At 40.7% G+C, this 16,560-nt stretch carries 15 protein-coding genes and 1 tRNA gene; 6 read left to right on the top strand and 10 right to left on the bottom strand.

All coding sequences use genetic code 11. The features are described from left to right. Positions 1 to 201 precede the first annotated feature (201 nt). Positions 202 to 723: a cytochrome b/b6 domain-containing protein gene (locus tag AB2N10_RS10905; RefSeq protein WP_354623613.1), complete on the top strand. Its 522-nt coding sequence runs from the start codon at positions 202 to 204 to the stop codon at positions 721 to 723. Between the two features lie 28 nt (positions 724 to 751). On the opposite strand, the gene AB2N10_RS10900 is transcribed toward AB2N10_RS10905, so the two are convergent. Next, a complete protein-coding gene (locus tag AB2N10_RS10900) occupies positions 752 to 2,143 on the bottom strand; it encodes a sensor domain-containing diguanylate cyclase (protein ID WP_354623612.1) in 1,392 nt (463 codons plus the stop codon). A gap of 307 nt (positions 2,144 to 2,450) precedes the next feature. Beyond that, positions 2,451 to 3,212, bottom strand: a complete 762-nt coding sequence (locus tag AB2N10_RS10895; protein WP_354623611.1) for a transporter substrate-binding domain-containing protein — start codon at positions 3,210 to 3,212, stop codon at positions 2,451 to 2,453. A 166-nt stretch (positions 3,213 to 3,378) separates the two neighbouring features. On the opposite strand from AB2N10_RS10895, the gene AB2N10_RS10890 reads away from it, so the two are divergent. Beyond that, positions 3,379 to 3,666, top strand: coding sequence for a nitrogen fixation protein NifW (locus AB2N10_RS10890; RefSeq protein WP_354623610.1), 288 nt, complete (start codon positions 3,379 to 3,381; stop codon positions 3,664 to 3,666). A gap of 20 nt (positions 3,667 to 3,686) precedes the next feature. Here the strand turns inward: AB2N10_RS10890 and AB2N10_RS10885 are convergent, their stop codons facing one another. Genes AB2N10_RS10885 through AB2N10_RS10860 form a run of 6 tightly spaced genes read right to left on the bottom strand, consistent with a single transcriptional unit; the run spans position 3,687 to position 8,949 of the window. Then, positions 3,687 to 3,932: an acyl carrier protein gene (locus tag AB2N10_RS10885; protein WP_354623609.1), complete on the bottom strand. Its 246-nt coding sequence runs from the start codon at positions 3,930 to 3,932 to the stop codon at positions 3,687 to 3,689. A gap of 19 nt (positions 3,933 to 3,951) precedes the next feature. Further along, positions 3,952 to 5,187 (bottom strand): dihydrolipoamide acetyltransferase family protein, encoded by a 1,236-nt coding sequence (locus AB2N10_RS10880; RefSeq protein ID WP_354623608.1) that lies wholly within the window; start codon positions 5,185 to 5,187, stop codon positions 3,952 to 3,954. Then, complete coding sequence (locus tag AB2N10_RS10875; RefSeq protein ID WP_369433835.1) at positions 5,184 to 6,188, bottom strand: alpha-ketoacid dehydrogenase subunit beta; 1,005 nt, start codon at positions 6,186 to 6,188, stop codon at positions 5,184 to 5,186. Before AB2N10_RS10875 ends, AB2N10_RS10880 begins: the two co-directional genes overlap by 4 nt. Further along, entirely contained in the window at positions 6,181 to 7,170 is a 990-nt protein-coding gene (pdhA, locus tag AB2N10_RS10870; RefSeq protein WP_354623605.1) for a pyruvate dehydrogenase (acetyl-transferring) E1 component subunit alpha, read from the bottom strand. The genes AB2N10_RS10875 and pdhA overlap by 8 nt, the downstream gene beginning before the upstream one ends. A gap of 25 nt (positions 7,171 to 7,195) precedes the next feature. Further along, positions 7,196 to 8,533, bottom strand: a complete 1,338-nt coding sequence (gene acsA / locus AB2N10_RS10865; protein ID WP_369434672.1) for an acetate--CoA ligase — start codon at positions 8,531 to 8,533, stop codon at positions 7,196 to 7,198. Further along, on the bottom strand, positions 8,440 to 8,949 hold the full coding sequence (locus AB2N10_RS10860) for an AMP-binding protein (RefSeq protein WP_369433834.1): 510 nt from the start codon (positions 8,947 to 8,949) through the stop codon (positions 8,440 to 8,442). The genes acsA and AB2N10_RS10860 overlap by 94 nt, the downstream gene beginning before the upstream one ends. Positions 8,950 to 9,465: 516 nt before the next feature. Here AB2N10_RS10860 and AB2N10_RS10855 point away from each other — a divergent pair. From AB2N10_RS10855 to AB2N10_RS10840, 4 genes are all read left to right on the top strand, one after another. After that, positions 9,466 to 10,671 carry a cation:proton antiporter gene (locus tag AB2N10_RS10855; RefSeq protein ID WP_354623603.1) on the top strand — a complete coding sequence of 402 codons (1,206 nt, stop codon included), beginning with the start codon at positions 9,466 to 9,468 and terminating at the stop codon, positions 10,669 to 10,671. Between the two features lie 138 nt (positions 10,672 to 10,809). Continuing rightward, the gene (locus AB2N10_RS10850) at positions 10,810 to 12,213 is read left to right on the top strand and encodes a DUF4397 domain-containing protein (protein WP_354623602.1); all 1,404 of its coding nucleotides are present in this window, start codon (positions 10,810 to 10,812) and stop codon (positions 12,211 to 12,213) included. A 293-nt stretch (positions 12,214 to 12,506) separates the two neighbouring features. After that, positions 12,507 to 13,073, top strand: coding sequence for a PEP-CTERM sorting domain-containing protein (locus tag AB2N10_RS10845; RefSeq protein ID WP_354623601.1), 567 nt, complete (start codon positions 12,507 to 12,509; stop codon positions 13,071 to 13,073). 646 nt (positions 13,074 to 13,719) lie between these two features. Continuing rightward, positions 13,720 to 14,274, top strand: coding sequence for a PEP-CTERM sorting domain-containing protein (locus AB2N10_RS10840; protein ID WP_369433833.1), 555 nt, complete (start codon positions 13,720 to 13,722; stop codon positions 14,272 to 14,274). A gap of 65 nt (positions 14,275 to 14,339) precedes the next feature. Here the strand turns inward: AB2N10_RS10840 and AB2N10_RS10835 are convergent. Both AB2N10_RS10835 and rpoD read right to left on the bottom strand, forming a co-directional pair. Then, a tRNA-Ile gene (locus tag AB2N10_RS10835) sits at positions 14,340 to 14,416 on the bottom strand. A 222-nt stretch (positions 14,417 to 14,638) separates the two neighbouring features. Further along, positions 14,639 to 16,486 (bottom strand): RNA polymerase sigma factor RpoD, encoded by a 1,848-nt coding sequence (gene rpoD, locus AB2N10_RS10830; protein WP_354623597.1) that lies wholly within the window; start codon positions 16,484 to 16,486, stop codon positions 14,639 to 14,641. Positions 16,487 to 16,560 lie beyond the last annotated feature (74 nt).

Below are 16,560 nucleotides of genomic sequence, written 5' to 3'. Positions count from 1 at the left end.
TTCTTTTTAGTTGTTATATTGATATTTATCTCATCATATCAAGCCATGATTGCTGTTCATTAAGGAATGATAGATTGTATGAAGTGAAACACTTTTTCATGCAATTTATTAAATGCTATTTGTAGCATGTATTATTTAGATCAACGCTTACGATCCGAGTTTTTGTTTAAATAATGGAAATTTAATTATCTTAGGGGCTTTATGAAATACAATAAAATTATTATCGCAACACATTGGATTATTGCACTGCTATTTGCACTGCTATTTTTAAGCGACTACCTTCGCTCAATTTCGGATAAAGGGACTGAAATCCGAGTACTTTGGCTTAACTTGCATTCTTGGTTTGGGATCATGGTTTTTGTGTTAACAATTATTCGTCTTGCCGTTAAGATGAACAGTAAAGCTCCTGCAGCTGTCTATGAAAAAGGGGTAATGCAACTGTTACTCCACGGTGCGCATATTTCGCTATATTTAATTACTTTATTAGTGCCAATCAGTGGTTATATTCGTTTTGCTGGTAAGGGGGGACGATCATTGACGATTGCTGGGGAGACGATGCCTTCGCTAGTTGATAAAAGTGAGTGGTTATTTAACTTGGGTAAAGCAACCCATGGTGATGTGATGGAAAGCATCATCCTAATTGTTATTGTCGGTCATATTGCAGCCGCTTTATACCATCAGTTAATAATAAAAGATAAAGTGATGTCTCGTATATTACCCTAGTGTTATCGCGATAAACAAAAGGGAGCAATTATGCTCTCTTTTTTGTTTTATACCTTATTTTATGTTCATACATTTTATTATCGGCTCGTTTAATCATATCTGCAGCGTTTTCGTTATCATTTGTAAGCTCTGTACAACCATAACTTAGACTCCATGGCTTACCCATTGTCAGCATTCCTAATGAATTAAATTCTGACTCAATACGGTTCATAATAATATTGGCGCTCTCTTCAGTACAATCGATAAATACAATAAGGAATTCATCTCCACCTAATCGACCAGCTAAATCTGTTGAGCGAATGACATTAGTAATGACTTTGGCAGCACCTTGAATTAGATGATCTCCTGCTGCATGCCCCTGTTGGTCATTCATTTTTTTAAGGTCGTTAACATCAATAAATCCAACCGATAAAGGTGATTTCCTGCGCCTATTCAGGTTGATACTTTCCTGTAGACGATCACTTATCGCTTTGCGATTCAAAAGTCCGGTTAATGCATCAAATCGGGCTTCATGCTCTAACTGTTTGTACAGATTGGCTTGACTGATTTGGTAGCTTGCTAATACCCAGCCTAAAAAAGTAAGCATCGGCGCTAAAAATACAAAAGCAATTAATAAGCCTGTTATGAGAGGCCCTGTATCATTATGAATTATTGTACTTGGCACATACATGACTAGTGTGACATGATTTTGATTGATGCTTTCAAAGGGGTGGGAAGGTGAAAGTTCGAAACGACTAAAATAATATTCTCCCTTCTCTGTAGTAATTTCACCGCTTTTACTATTTTGCATCTCTCTCCAGAGTTGTGGGTATTGCTGAGAGAATTGAAAATTTGCTCTTTCTGGGATCATAAATCCCCACTCTGTATCAGGTTGATTAGCTTTTAAATAATAGCCATTTTCATTTAGCAGCAGGATTTGATCTCCTTGGTGTATATTAAGCTTCTCAAGCAGCGCTTGAATTTGACTGCCGTTATAGTTGATAACAGCAACGCCAAGTAATTGATCTTCTTTGTTATGGATAGGTGTGGCAAAACGAATCATAGGCTTGAGGGGTCTTTCAATCTTTCCTGCTTCAATATTAAGATCAAATGGCGAGGTATATAGCTGCTGCTGTTTCAGAATCTTTGATTCTTGGAAGTAATAACGATTAGCCTTATTCTGCAAATTGGCTGTCGGGGTAATTTGTGGTGGTGAGTTAGGCGATTTATTTATCCTAATAACCTCATTTCCGAATGCGTCCAATAAACGGATCTGCTCATAGCGTTTTTGCAATGTGCTTATTTGGTACATGAGCGAGGTAAGATAGGCTTGAGCGGTTTTGTCTTGTGATGAAAGTGTCGCAATTGTAAACTCATTATGTGCGTAGTAGCTAAGATTTACCCCGACAGAGTTTAGCTCGCTAATAATTTTGCTTTGCATGCCAAAAAGTTCTGAGAATTGTTCTGTTTGACGTTTATGGTGTAGTTCACTATGCAGTTTTAGGTAAATAAAGCATAAAACGAGAAGCAGGAAAGTAAGCAGAATAGTTGCGTAAAGTATTCCGCGTTTGTGTTTACGCTGTTTAAGGGATGAGCTTGTTGTTTCTGTATTCAGAAGATGCCTCCATGTCTTATCTGCTTAATTAAGCATAAACCAAGTCGGAAACATGGGGCGTATTAATTTGTCGTCAGCATCGAACATTTTGGCAGTAGATCACCCTTTCAAGTGAAAAAGTGACTTAATGGGATCATTTCCAATATGTTAAATGATATTTGGCGAGAATTTTTTCTAATTCACCTGACGCTTGCAATTTGCGAATTCCCTCTGTGTAGATTTCGGCATATTCCTTTGATTTCGCTATGTTGGGTGAAAAGCTAACGTAGACTTTATCGGCTTGTGTGGTTTTTCCCACTTTAATAAGTTGCTCAGAAAGACCCATTTGCATGCTAGTTTGCGCTAGTACAACGGGATCTTCGATAATCACGTCAACTCTGCCATAGAGTAATTTTTTTATATTCATTTCAAGTGGTTTGGTGACTTGAGCGTATTGCGTCTTATCGGGATTGTCGGCAAAAAAATCTTCTAACTCATTACCATAGGAGTAATCTTTTATTAGACCAATGTTAATCCCTTGTAATGATTTAATGCCATTATATCGCCAAGTACTGCCTTTTTTGGCAAAGAACATCTCTTCAGAAATGCCAAATTCCTCTTCTGGAAAAATAAAGTCAGGCGCTTCTTCTTTCATTGCGCCAATAATGGCGTTAAATTTCCCTTCGCGCGTTTTTTTGATGGCTCTATTCCAAGGCATTATTTTATAAATTATTTTGTGCCCTGCGGCTTGAAAGATATGTTTGGCAATTTCGATCCCATAACCCGGTGATTTTTCATCCCCATTATAGGGGTACCATTGGTCTGCAACGATAGTTATTTCATCAGCAGTGCTACTGGAGGGTAAATGAATAAAAAGTAGCAATAAAAAATAAATGGTTAGCTTTGTATTTTTCATTACGACTCTCTTGTTAATTCAATAAAAGTTTAAGCGCATTAAAATTCACAGTAAAATAGATCATCTACGCGGTATGTTGAGTCATTTATTTGTGAAATATAAATCAATGGCGATAAAGGTCGCATTATCCTACTAATAGCCATTTTAATTCTGTGAGGTTCGCCACATGGTTCAAAGTTATCAAAAAAATAATTTACAAAATATAGTTGAGGGCTTTACAAGAATAGAGGATGCATTAATTTATTTTGAGATAAGCTTTGATCGTTCATTCATTGATCAATATGGTGTCGAGTTAGCTAAACGTTTCAAGGGGAATTTATTACTCGGTAAGGCAGATGATTGGTTTTCGGGGCGACGTGCGTTAAAAAATGCCTATTGTAAAATTCAGCGCGGACGTTTGGATGCAAGCAGTCGTTCATCCTGTAGAGGATGTGCAAGTTGCGAGCGACGCTAAATGAAATGTCATTTTATTGATTATTGTTGCTTGTCGATAAGGTAATTTACCATACCATTAAGGGTTACTACCAATGGATAATCGGCTTCTGGGATGGCTACCTTGGTTTGTTTGGATACAGCAATCACCAAATTTAGAAAATCCATGGAATCAAGCTCAATCGCTTCACGTAGATCTTGATCTTCTGGTATCTCCTCTGGCTCTATTTCGGGTGCAATATTACCGAGCTCTGTAATAATTAAATTTTTTAATTCAATTTTATTCATAACCTACTCCTTGTTGAACCTATTCTTGCCACAGTTGTTCGGGTTGTTGTAATAGTTGATTTAGCTGATATAGGAAACGAGCGCCGACTTGCCCATCACTGACGCGATGATCTGCCGCAATAGTGGCATTTATGATGGAGCGAATTTGTATGTTGTCATCAATCACCAATGCTTCTTGGTGGGGGGCTCCTAGAGCTATTATCGCCACCTGCGGTGGATAAATCACGGCAAACATCTGTTCAGCACCGCGATCGCCAATACTGGTAACCGTACAGCTGCCATTGCTCATTTCTGATGCCCGTAGGCTCTCTGTTCGGGCTCGTGCAACTTGCTCCTTGAGTTGTTGCATCATCGCTGCTGCTGACAGCGATTGCGCATCACGGATCACGGGCATCACTAATCCTCCGCCTCTTAAATTAATCGCATTGGCTAAATTAATGCTATCACTGGGGATAAATTGCTGATCCTGATATATCCCATTAAGTTGTGGGTTTGTTTTTAATGTACGTGCAATGGCGCAGAGTAGTGGGGCATTAAGTAGCAGACGTGATTCCACGGATATTTGCGCATTATAGTTTTGTAGATAGGATTGTAATGCGCTGATATCTAAACGTTGGCTTAAATAGTAGTGGGGTATTTGTTGTTTTGACCGTGTGACCGTATCACTAATGGCTTGGCGCATTGCGTTTTTGTCAAAACCACTTTTACGCTGAGCTGATTTTTCTTGGATGGGGGGCTCAGCCTCCTCTGTTTTGGTTATTGCTTTTTTAACCATCGTCAGTGTCAATGGTTGGCTATTTTCAGCCGCTAAGCGTGATAAAGATAATTGCTGTTGTGCCGCTAATGCACGTGCAGCAGGGCTGGCTAATATAAAGTCAGAGTCAAGGGCCGCTTTTGGTTGATGCGTTTCAGTCAACGTGTTGTTTATCTGTACTTTCTCGGCGGGCTCTGTTTTATTGCTGTGTTCATCTATGTGTTGTTGCCGACTAGGCGTCTCTAATGAGTCGTTCATCGTGCGTAGGGTAGCGATAGCTGTGCCGACGGTGACTTGCTGTCCTTCCTTGATAAGTAATTCTTCAACGATGGCATCCTCAAAAACATCTAAATCGATTGCGCCTTTATGCGTTTCAATAACGGCAATGACATCTCCCCGTTTTATGATATCGCCTTTTTTTACCTGCCACTCCACAAGTGTGCCTTTTGCCATATCCGCACCGAAGGAGGGCATTTTTAAATCATGTCGCGCCCCATTCATAGTGTCACCTGTTCAGATGGAATTGCTGTGGTTAACATTTCTAGTGCCACTGCCACTATTTGCTCTATTTGTGGAATGCAGGCTTGCTCTAAATGCCCAGCATAGGGAAAAGGCACTTCTATCGAGCAGACTCGGCGTATCGGCGCATCTAAATACCAAAATGCTTGCTCTGCAATAGTTGCACTTATCTCTGCGGACATGCCGACACTTTTCCACGACTCATCAACGATCAGTGCTTTATGGGTGCGTTGCACGGAGTCAATAATGGTCTCTCTATCCAATGGGCGTAAGCAACGTAAATCGACCACTTCAATGGAAAATCCTTGCTCCTGAAGTTGCTCCGCAGCCGCCACCGCTTTATATAAACAGCCACCCCAAGTGATAATGGATAAATCACTGCCCGTTTTGCGGATCACCGCTTTTTCCATCGGTGCGATATCATTGTTCTCTGCTAATTCTGCGCTTTGGTTATAGAGCATGACATGTTCAAAAATGATGACTGGATTGGGATCTGCCAGTGCCATTTTTAACATGTAGCGCGCATCCGCTATCGTACCGGGGTAGAGTACTTTTAACCCCGGGACATGGGCATAAAAACCTTCGAAGCTATGTGAGTGTTGCGCTGCTAATTGCTTACCTGCACCGCATGCCATACGAATCACCAGTGGTACGGCAATTTGTCCTGCCGACATGTGTCGCAGCGTCGCTGCATTATTAATGATTTGATCTAAAGCAAGAAGACTAAAATTAACGGTCATTACCTCAACAATCGGCAGCATCCCTCCCATCGCGGCACCAATACCTGCACCGACAAATCCTGACTCAGAAAGGGGAGTGTCGATGATTCGCTGTGTGCCGAATTGATCAATTAAACCCTTGGAAACAGCATAGCAGCCACCATAGTGGCCGACATCTTCACCCATCAAGAAAACACGCGGGTCATCATTCAATGCTTCTACAATCGCGGCTTTAAATGCCTCTCTGAATGTTACCTCACTCATGGGGAGCCTCCGCGTATAGGTGTTTAAATATATCTGCAACGGGTTCGACCGACGCTTTGTCTGCTGTCTGCACGGCTTCTTCTATCTCAGCATCCACGTCTTGTTCGATTGCTTGTAGCTCTGTGTTAGTGAGCTGTTTATTTTCAGTCAACCAGTGTGTTAACTGCACGATTGGCCCTTTTAGTTTCCACGCTTCTATTTCACTATTCTGGCGATAAAGTTGTGTATCAAACATGGAGTGTCCACGGAAACGATAGGTACGGCACTCGATAAAATGTGGGCCGTCACCTTGACGAATTGCGCTACATGCGAGTTTTGCAGCGGCTTCCACATCAATGACATTCATGCCGTTGATGACCTGTGAAGTCATTCCATAGCTCGCTGCTTTTAAATGGATTTTTTGGTTGGATTCTTCTATCTCTAAGGCCGTGCCCATGGCATAGAGATTATTTTCGCAAATAAATAGGATAGGTAATTGCCATAATTTTGCGAGATTGAGACTTTCATGAAATTCACCCTCGGCAACGGCTCCTTCGCCAAAAATACAGCAGGTCACTAATTGACGTTGTTGCATTTTGTCCGCGAGCGCTAATCCAACCGCGAGCGGTAACGCCCCCGCGACAATGGCATTGCCACCAAAAAATCGTAGCTTGTCGTCAAAGAGATGCATCGAACCTCCGCGACCACCGCTACAGCCACTCTGTTTGCCAAACATTTCAGCCATTATTGACGTCATTGACAAACCTCGCGCTAATGCATGACCATGTTCCCTATAGGTTGCCAATACCGCATCGTCCTGATTTAATGCTTGCATGACGCCGACTGCAATCGCTTCTTCACCATTATATAAATGTAAAAAACCACGAATTTTTTCTTCGCTATACAAGGTGACACAACGCTCTTCAAAACGACGGATACGCAACATTTGCTTGAGTAAATAATGTAAATGTTGACGATTCAGATGTATTTTATCATTACCCATAATATCTTCTCCCGAGCCTTAATATTTAGGATTCATCGCTCTCAAGTGTGGATATATCACCCTCAGGTAAGCCTAATTCGCGAGCCTTTAAGAGTCGTCGCATGATTTTGCCACTGCGTGTTTTTGGTAAGTTCTGACGAAATACAATTTCCCTTGGGGCAACGGCTGGGCCGAGTCTTTTGCGCGCATGGGCGAGTAATGTTTTGCGCAATGCCTGATCGCCTTCGTAATTGGGTTTTAAGGCGACAAAGGCTTTAACAACTTCTCCAGCTATCTCATCGGGCAGACCAATCACAGCCACTTCGGCAACGGCAGGTTGCTCCATTAGGACACTTTCAACCTCAAAGGGGCCAATTAAATGACCCGAGCTTTTAATCACATCATCGGCTCGCCCAACAAACCAGTAATATCCATCCGCATCGCGGTAAGCAAGGTCACCGGTTAAGTACCAATCACCAACAAAACATTTTTGATAACGCGCTTCTTCATGTAGATAACCACGAAACATCGATGGCCAACCGCGTTTTAGCGCAAGTTCGCCAATTTGATTGGCTTGCTGTGATGGTGTGGTTATTTCGTCGCTATTTTTGACCATAATCGCGACGTCGATCCCCGGAAGCGGGCGACCCATGGAGCCAGGGCGAACAGCGGTTGTTGCAAAGTTAGCGATCATAATGCCACCGGTTTCACTTTGCCACCAGTTGTCATGGAAGGGCATGGCGAATACTTTTTCTCCCCATATCACCGCCTCAGGGTTAAGGGGTTCACCCACGCTGGCGATAAAACGTAAGGCGCTAAGATCATATTCCTTGGCAAGCTCATCACCCGCTTTCATTAACATCCGGATAGCCGTTGGTGCGGTATACCAAATATTCACTTTTTGCTCACTCAGTAATTGATACCAGTGACGCGCATCGAATTCCGCTTCATCAATGATCAAGGTGACACGATTGCACAGTGGCGAAATGACACCATAGGAAGTGCCCGTCACCCAGCCTGGATCGGCGGTGCACCAATAACAGTCGCCAGGGCGAAGGTCGAGTGCATAAAAACCAGAAATACTATGGTAAATGACCGCCCTATGAACATGCATGGCTCCCTTGGGCTTGCCCGTTGTACCAGAGGTGAAATGCAATAGCGCGAGCTGTTCAGGATCGCAGAAACGAGTAGTAAATTCTGCGCTACTTTGTGTTAGTAACTTATCCAGATCGTAACAACCTTCAGGTAATTCAACGCTCACATTGTATAACAACACCCATTTTAATTGTGTTAGCTCGTTGCGCCATGCTTGCACTTTTTTTCGATAAAGTGCTTCGCTAGTGACCAGAACACGTGCATCACCAATTTCCATACGTGAGCGTATGGGCTCGGGGCCAAATGCAGAAAACAATGGTGAAAAAACGGCGGCAAATTTAAGCGTTCAAGTAATGCGATGTACAGTTGCGGGACGCGTGTAGAGAGGGCAAATACAGTCTCACTCGGTTGCACACCAAGATCCTGTAAAATATTCGCAAAGCGGTTACTTTGCGCCTTTAAGTGTGCATAGCTAATGTTTGTTTGTTCGCCTTGCTTGCTTAGCCAACGGATAGCAACTTGCTCGCCGAAACCTTCGTCAACGTGACGATCCACCGCTTCAAAGGCGATATTTAACTTTTTATCATGACCGCTAAGTCGTGCGTCTGCTATTTGCCAATTAAAGTGTTGGTAAGTGTCATCATAGGATACAAGATTATGATCGCTTGCCTGTAAGGGATTTTTTTTGATTTCAGAGAAATGCACAACAACCTCCTAAACAACAATAAATGCCACACTTCAATGTTAGGAGAGGATCGACCTTAGCGCACAGCAAAACGCTGATATAGATCATTTTGTTAAGAAATATATGGGCAGCTATTTTGAACTAAAAAAAATGGACCAACCAAATCACTATTAAGCCAGTACTAGCGGTCATTGATAGTGGCAGGAGAACTTTCAAGGCCATGTTATTGCCTGCTACGATCGCGGCAACATCGGTAATACTAAAAATACAGCAAAGATAAGTGTTGATTGTAACGCTAATGGATTAACTAAATGGGTGACTTCTTGCGCTTCACGCCGTATTCAACATCGATTAATAGGTCGACAGCAAGTGCTATACTGAGAAGTGAAATTTGTTTTGCATCAGCAAATTCGTTCACGTTAGGCTCCATTACAGCAATATTAATATTATGACTTAGGGAGTTATCTTAACTAATAAGTATCGTACTAATTGGTTGTAAAAACAGCCTAAATGTCATTATTAAATAAGGGATTATTATGTATGCTTCTTTATCTGTTTTAGCGCTTTTTGTGTTTTTTTATAGCATAGCAAGCGGGGGACTTGAGAAAACGCCAACCAGTGGTGCGATTGTTTTTACTGCATTTGGGCTGATATTTGGTCCACTGGGTTTTGCGGTGATTGCTGGGCGTATGGAAATTGAAATGTTACGTACACTGGCTGAATTGACACTGGCTATTCTATTATTCGCTGATGCAGCTAATGCCAATCTAGCAGTATTAAAGCGTAATATTGGTATTCCGGGGCGTTTATTGTTAATTGGCTTACCGTTAACTATCTTGCTCGGCTATGCCTTTGGTATTTTACTCTTTGACCAGTTGACGTTATTCGAAATTGCGTTGCTTGCAACCATGCTTGCTCCTACCGATGCAGCATTAGGTAAAGCGGTTGTAACCAATGAAAATGTACCAGCTAATATCCGTGAAGGATTGAATGTTGAGAGTGGATTAAATGATGGCATTTGTGTCCCCATCCTGTTTATTATTATTGCCCTAATAGCAGGAGATGCAAGTCAAGAAAATACCAGCCTGTTAGCGTTGACATTAGTTGCTGAAGAGATTGGCATTGGTGTCGTTGTTGGTGTTGGGCTTACCTTTTGTGGTTATCATTTACTGCACTTTTGTACGCAGCGAAACTGGGTAACTGAAAGCTGGCAGCAGTTGCCCGTTGTGACGATGGCACTAGCTTGTTTTAGTGTTGCTCAGTGGTTAGGTGGTAGTGGCTTTATTGCGAGCTTCGTTGGTGGATTACTGTTTGGTGCGATTGCGAAAGCACATAAACATAAACTTTTAGTGGCTGCAGAGGGGACAGGAGATACCTTAGCCCTGATAACATGGGTTGTATTTGGGGCGTTGGTGGTTGGACAGTCAATTGAGTTATTTAGTTGGCATATTATCTTTTATTCAATATTAAGCTTAACGGTGATTCGAATGTTGCCAGTCTTTGTTGTGCTAACAGGGCAAAAACTACGTACTGATGAGAAGCTCTTCATTGGTTGGTTTGGTCCGCGAGGTTTAGCCAGTATTGTCTTTGCATTAATTGTACTTCAAGAGCAGCTTCCCGGCGGTAAAACCTTAGCGATGACGGTAGCCTGTACTGTTATTTTAAGTATTGTTGCTCATGGATTAACGGCGAATAAATTTATTGCATTATTAGTTGCGCGTATAAAACTAGACAAAAAATAATTTCACGTAAATATCACCAATTCAATCATATCGTTGGTGATATTTACGAACCTGTTTTGAATTTTCTTTTTATCAATAGTGATTTTTTTTTCACCCTCCTCGTAATGATTAAAACACGTAAACAAGAGGGTATAAAAAATGAAATACATCAAAAACTTTAAAAATATGTTATTCGTCTCTTTCGTTTCAACTTTATTAGTTGCTTGTGGTGGGGGAGGAGGCTCTTCGAGTGTTGATAGCCAATCAACCACCTCCTTAAGAGTTTATCACGCCTCACCGGATGCTCCATTAGTGAATGTTTGGTTAGATGGTAAGCCTGCTTTAACTGGCGTTGACTACCAGCAAAGTTCCGGTGCCTTGTTTGTATCAGAAGGCGTACATAGCGTACAAATAGATGCGATTTTACCTGATGGCTCCACACTCACCGTATTACCCGAAACAACCCTAGATTTGATGGCTGATAGTGAATATAACGTTATCGCTTTAGGTAAAGCTGCGCTTATAGGAACGGGGGATGAAAAAGCATTTGCACCAAAAATTGTTGCTCGTGAACAACTTAGCCCATCTGGTGCACGTGTTCAGGCAATTCACGCTGCGCCTGATGCGCCAATGGTTGATATATTCATCACTGCTTATAATGATGATTTAACTGATGCGATCCCCTTTGCTGATAATGTTGAATATTTAGCTGCTACGGAAGCTGTCGAAGTACCAGCTGGTGATTATCAAATCCGTATTACCGATGCCAACGATCCATCTGTGATCTATTTTGATTCCGGTATGGTATCAGTCCCCGCTGGTGGAGATTGGGTTGCTGTTGCGACAACGAATACTGGTGCTGGTTCATCTCCTGTTAGTTTGCTAGTTGATACTGGGGATGCTTCGCTAGTGGTCAACGATATCAATAATGGTGCAGATATTCGTGTGGTGCATGCTATTTCTGATGCTCCGGATGTCGATGTTTGGGTTAACGGTACTGCGCCAACGATGGAAAGTCCCTTGTATGACTTAGGATTTAAAGCATTTACTGATTATATCGCTGTAGCCGCAGGAGATTATACCTTCAACGTGGCTGTCAATGGCAGTGATCCCGTTGCCGTGGTTGATGCCTTAACCCTTAATGCTACGCTATCTGCAGGAAATAATTATACGGCTGTTGCGATAGGTAATCTTGCCGATGGTGCTGAAAATGAACAATTATATGTTCTTGAAGACAATACTCGTCGTATAGCGACTGCGGCTAAATTGCGTGCTTTTCATGCTTCTACATTGGCAGGTAATGTAGACATTTACCTCAGTTCAGACAGTACACCAAGTGCAGATGATGTGGTTTTAAAAGATATACCCTATAAAGGTGATAGCGGTTTATTAGATGTAACACCAGGAGAAGTCTATATCATGGTGACCCCTGCCGAAGATATGAACACCATTGCTATTGGCCCTGTGATGCTAGAGTTAAGTGCAAACAGTATCTATACATTAGTGGCTATTGATGACAATGAATCTGCAAGCGGTGTGTCAGTAATTAGCTTAGATGATTAAAACATAAAAGTAATACAATTAAAAAGAGAAAACGGGTTGTCTTGCCCGTTTTCTACTTCCTAGAAATTCATATCAATCAGCTTTGTTATAAAATCTCTATGATAAAAAATGTTAGCTATTAGCGTAGAAAACATGTTGGTTTTTCTTACACACTTAATTTGTGGTATTGTAACTTGCTGATAAATGAGGGTTATATATTTGGTTTGATATATGCTTGAGTATATATGACGTATAAAAACAATTTCGATAATTGATACGTTTTCTTATCGTTTTGTATACATGAGGAGTTTGACATGGATATTATGCGACATAAATTAAAAATGGTACTAGGGGGAGTTGGAGCTTTGTTACTGGCTCTTACCTCTACGGCAAATGCAGGGCTTATCACTTGCCAAGATACCGCTAAGAATTACATGACTATGGAGGATACTTATGCGACAGGATGTGTTGCTTCTGGCGTCGGTAATATTAACGGAAATGCAGGTACTGATGATTTTTTAACCGCAGGAGGTACTACAGCTGGTTATATAGGGGCGAGTGTTGGTACTGATTTTTATAATAATGGGGAGGACGCTGGTACGTGGTCTGTAGATTCATTTGTTGAAGCGATTGGTTTTAAATTTGGTACGGGTAATACGGCAGATAATTGGTTTATCTTTGACCTTAAAGACGGTGTTACATCTGGTACTTGGGTGTTTCATGATGTATTAGCTCCTGGTAAGGGAGGTGATCGTCTTTCACATCTACAAGCGTATAACTACGATGGTGGCGGTACGACTGATGTGCCTGCGCCAGATTCTTTAGTGCTATTACTAATGGGCGTTGGCTTTGTTTTAATGCGTCGTAGAGTCGGTAAATAGGGATTTTGTTAACCATAGGGAAATATCTAATCCTAAGCTTAAAATAGCTAGGGTGATATTCAAATATTGCCCTAGTGTATTTTTTATTAAAGATCATATTCTTGCGATTGTCGAAAAATTTATCACATGATGAAAAAATTTTCATGCAACTCCATCTCAAATCATTTTTTTTCAATAAGTATACCTTCATAAACGATAGATATATGTGAACTCCCTTTACTATTAATTAGTTACATTATTATTATTTATATTATAAATAATAATAATGATGACCTGGATATATAGTTCAATATAAATAATCTCAAATCCATACATAAATTATGTGTTTGTGGTTAACGTGATGTAAAAATCCTGTTAATTACAAATGAAATCATCTTTTTTTTGTCAAAAAAAAGTGTCGAGAAATGTAACAGATTACTTTTTCTTATTATGGGTTTGTATTTAAGTTATTGTTTTTAAGGGTAAATATAATAAGCCTATTTTTGGTGTGGTTTATGCTTTATTTGTATCGTTAGACTTTACTAACCACGGCATCTTATCCACTAGATGTGATATCCAACCGGTTTCTCTGCATGATAAAGTGACATGGTGAGAGTGTTGATAATGGCAGAATCTAATCGGTATCTTGAAAATATATGGAGTAATTATGATGAAAAGTTATCTTTTAGGTTTAATACTTGCTTGTTGTGCCTTATCTGTCTCTGCTATGCCAATTAATTTTGCTTTTGATGGGGGATCTGCTAGTGCAACTGGCGCAGTCGGAATCGGTTCTTATACTGGATATTCTGGTTCTGCCTCCCTTGATGATGGCGAATCAGCGAACTTTACCTTTGGTAATGCTGCATTTGTCGGCTATGGTGACGGTGAATTAAGTATTGGTGTTAATTTTATTTCCCCTATCTTTGGTGAAGAAAGCGTCACTGGGGCATATGAAATTTGGTCGCTAGGTTTTATTGCGGGTGGTAAATTTGCTGGTGGTAGCACTATTTTTGATTATATTGCTGGCGATTATGTCGGCAGTGCTGAGCTTACTTTGGATCCTTTTGATGTCAAAATGCAATGTGGGGCATGTTTTAATTTTGATGGTAAAATTACCAACTTAGGTTCGGTTAATACACAGGAAGTGCCTGAGCCTCTTTCTGCTGCATTTTTAGGGCTAGGTTTACTGGCGTTTGGTTTAACGCGTCGTCAACGTCGTTAATCATCCGCTGCTCAATCTGAATCGGAAAACAAAAAAGGCGCTAAAAGCGCCTTTTTTGTTGAATGTGGTGGCCCCACCCTGACTTGAACAGGGGACCTGCCGATTATGAGTCGGATGCTCTAACCAACTGAGCTATGGGGCCAAATTTTTGTCTAGAGCATTTGCTCTAACCCTATACCAATAAAAGGCTATGGGCCTAAATTTGAGATGCGATTATATAAGCTTCAATTTCCTCTGTCTAGCATATAGAGTGCGTTTGCTTATAATTTCAGCGCAGTTTTCAATATTGATTGTAAAAAATTCCTTTTTACTAAAAAAAATCCTGCGAATGCAGGACTTTAGTAAAAATAATATGATCTATCGGTTATTCATCAAGGAAGCTACGCAACTGTTCACTACGACTTGGATGACGTAGTTTACGTAATGCTTTGGCTTCAATTTGACGAATACGCTCACGTGTTACATCAAATTGTTTACCCACTTCTTCGAGAGTGTGGTCGGTATTCATATCGATACCGAAACGCATACGTAATACTTTTGCTTCACGAGCAGTTAACCCTTCTAACACTTCATTCGTTGCATTTTTCAGGCTTTCAATTGTTGCACAGTCTACTGGAAGCGCTATGGTCGTATCTTCAATAAAATCACCTAAATGAGAATCTTCATCATCACCGATAGGAGTTTCCATTGAAATCGGCTCTTTGGCGATTTTAAGTACTTTGCGTATTTTATCCTCTGGCATCATCATACGTTCAGCTAACTCTTCCGGCTGAGGTTCACGGCCCATTTCTTGTAGCATTTGACGAGAAATACGATTTAGTTTGTTAATCGTTTCAATCATATGCACTGGGATACGAATGGTGCGTGCTTGGTCTGCAATAGAACGGGTGATTGCTTGGCGAATCCACCAAGTTGCATAGGTTGAGAATTTATAACCACGGCGGTATTCAAATTTATCCACCGCTTTCATCAATCCGATATTACCTTCTTGGATTAAATCTAAGAATTGTAGGCCACGATTGGTGTATTTTTTAGCAATAGAAATTACTAGACGTAAATTTGCTTCAACCATCTCTTTTTTAGCTCGGCGAGCTTTTGCTTCACCTACGCTCATGTTGCGAGAGATCTCTTTTAAATTGGTGATGGTAAGGAAGCTTTGCTCTTCGATAGAGAGCATTTTTCGGATACAACGCTGTAAATCTTCACTTGATTCAGCGATACGTCGTCCGTAATCGGTATTACTCGAAATGATAGCATCTAACCATGATTGGTTAGTTTCATTGCCTTTAAATAGAGTAATAAACTCTTTTTTAGGCATTTTATTTATTTCAACACAGATTTTTAAAATTAAACGTTCTTGCACACGTACTGCATACATGGATGAACGAATCGCTTTAACAATGCGATCAAATTGTTTCGGAATAAGTTTAAATTGTTGGAAAAATTCGGCTTGCTCATTGATCGCCTTACGTGTTTCAGGATGTGCTCGACCATTTTTAGCAATAGAATCTTCTACAATTTTGTTTAAATGTCGAAGTTCTGTAAATTTTTCCGCAGCTTCTTCAGGACACGGTCCTTTAGGACCTTCTTCTTCCTCATCATCAAGTAAATCATCGTCATCTTTATCATCTTCATCTTCTAATTCTAAGTCAGATAATTCAGAGCCAATATGAATCGCACTAACTGCCATTGATATTTCATCATTAGGATCAACAAAACCACTAATCAAATCAGTGAGTTTCATATCTTCTGCTTGATAACTATCCCAATTGTCGAGTAGGCCGGTTATGGTGCCAGGATATTCTGATACCGCTGTTTGTACTTCGTTAATGCCCTCTTCGATACGTTTGGCGATCACTATTTCGCCTTCGCGAGTAAGTAACTCAACCGTACCCATTTCACGCATATACATACGCACAGGATCTGTTGTACGTCCAATTTCTGATTCAACCGTTGCTAGCACTTGTGCTGCGGCTTCTACGGCATCTTCATCGGGTTCCTCGTTACCAGACAATAGTAGATCGTCATCATCAGGGGCTGTCTCAACAACACGGATCCCCATGTCATTGATCATTTGTACTATATCTTCAATCTGCTCTGATTCAACAATATCTTGTGGCAGATGGTCATTAACTTCTGCATAGGTTAAAAAACCTTTTTCTTTACCTTTAATAATAAGCTCTTTGAGCTGTGACTGAGGTGATTGAGCCATAGATACCATCCAAATAGAGAGATACAATTAAAAAAATACAAGCGCTCGATTATACGCCTATTTCGTTATTTTTT

Origin of the sequence: Psychromonas sp. MME1, assembly GCF_041080865.1 — a bacterium.
Taxonomy (GTDB): domain Bacteria; phylum Pseudomonadota; class Gammaproteobacteria; order Enterobacterales; family Psychromonadaceae; genus Psychromonas.
The sequence above is the reverse complement of the archived record's forward strand: the minus strand, read 5'-3'. Positions and strand labels throughout refer to the sequence as shown.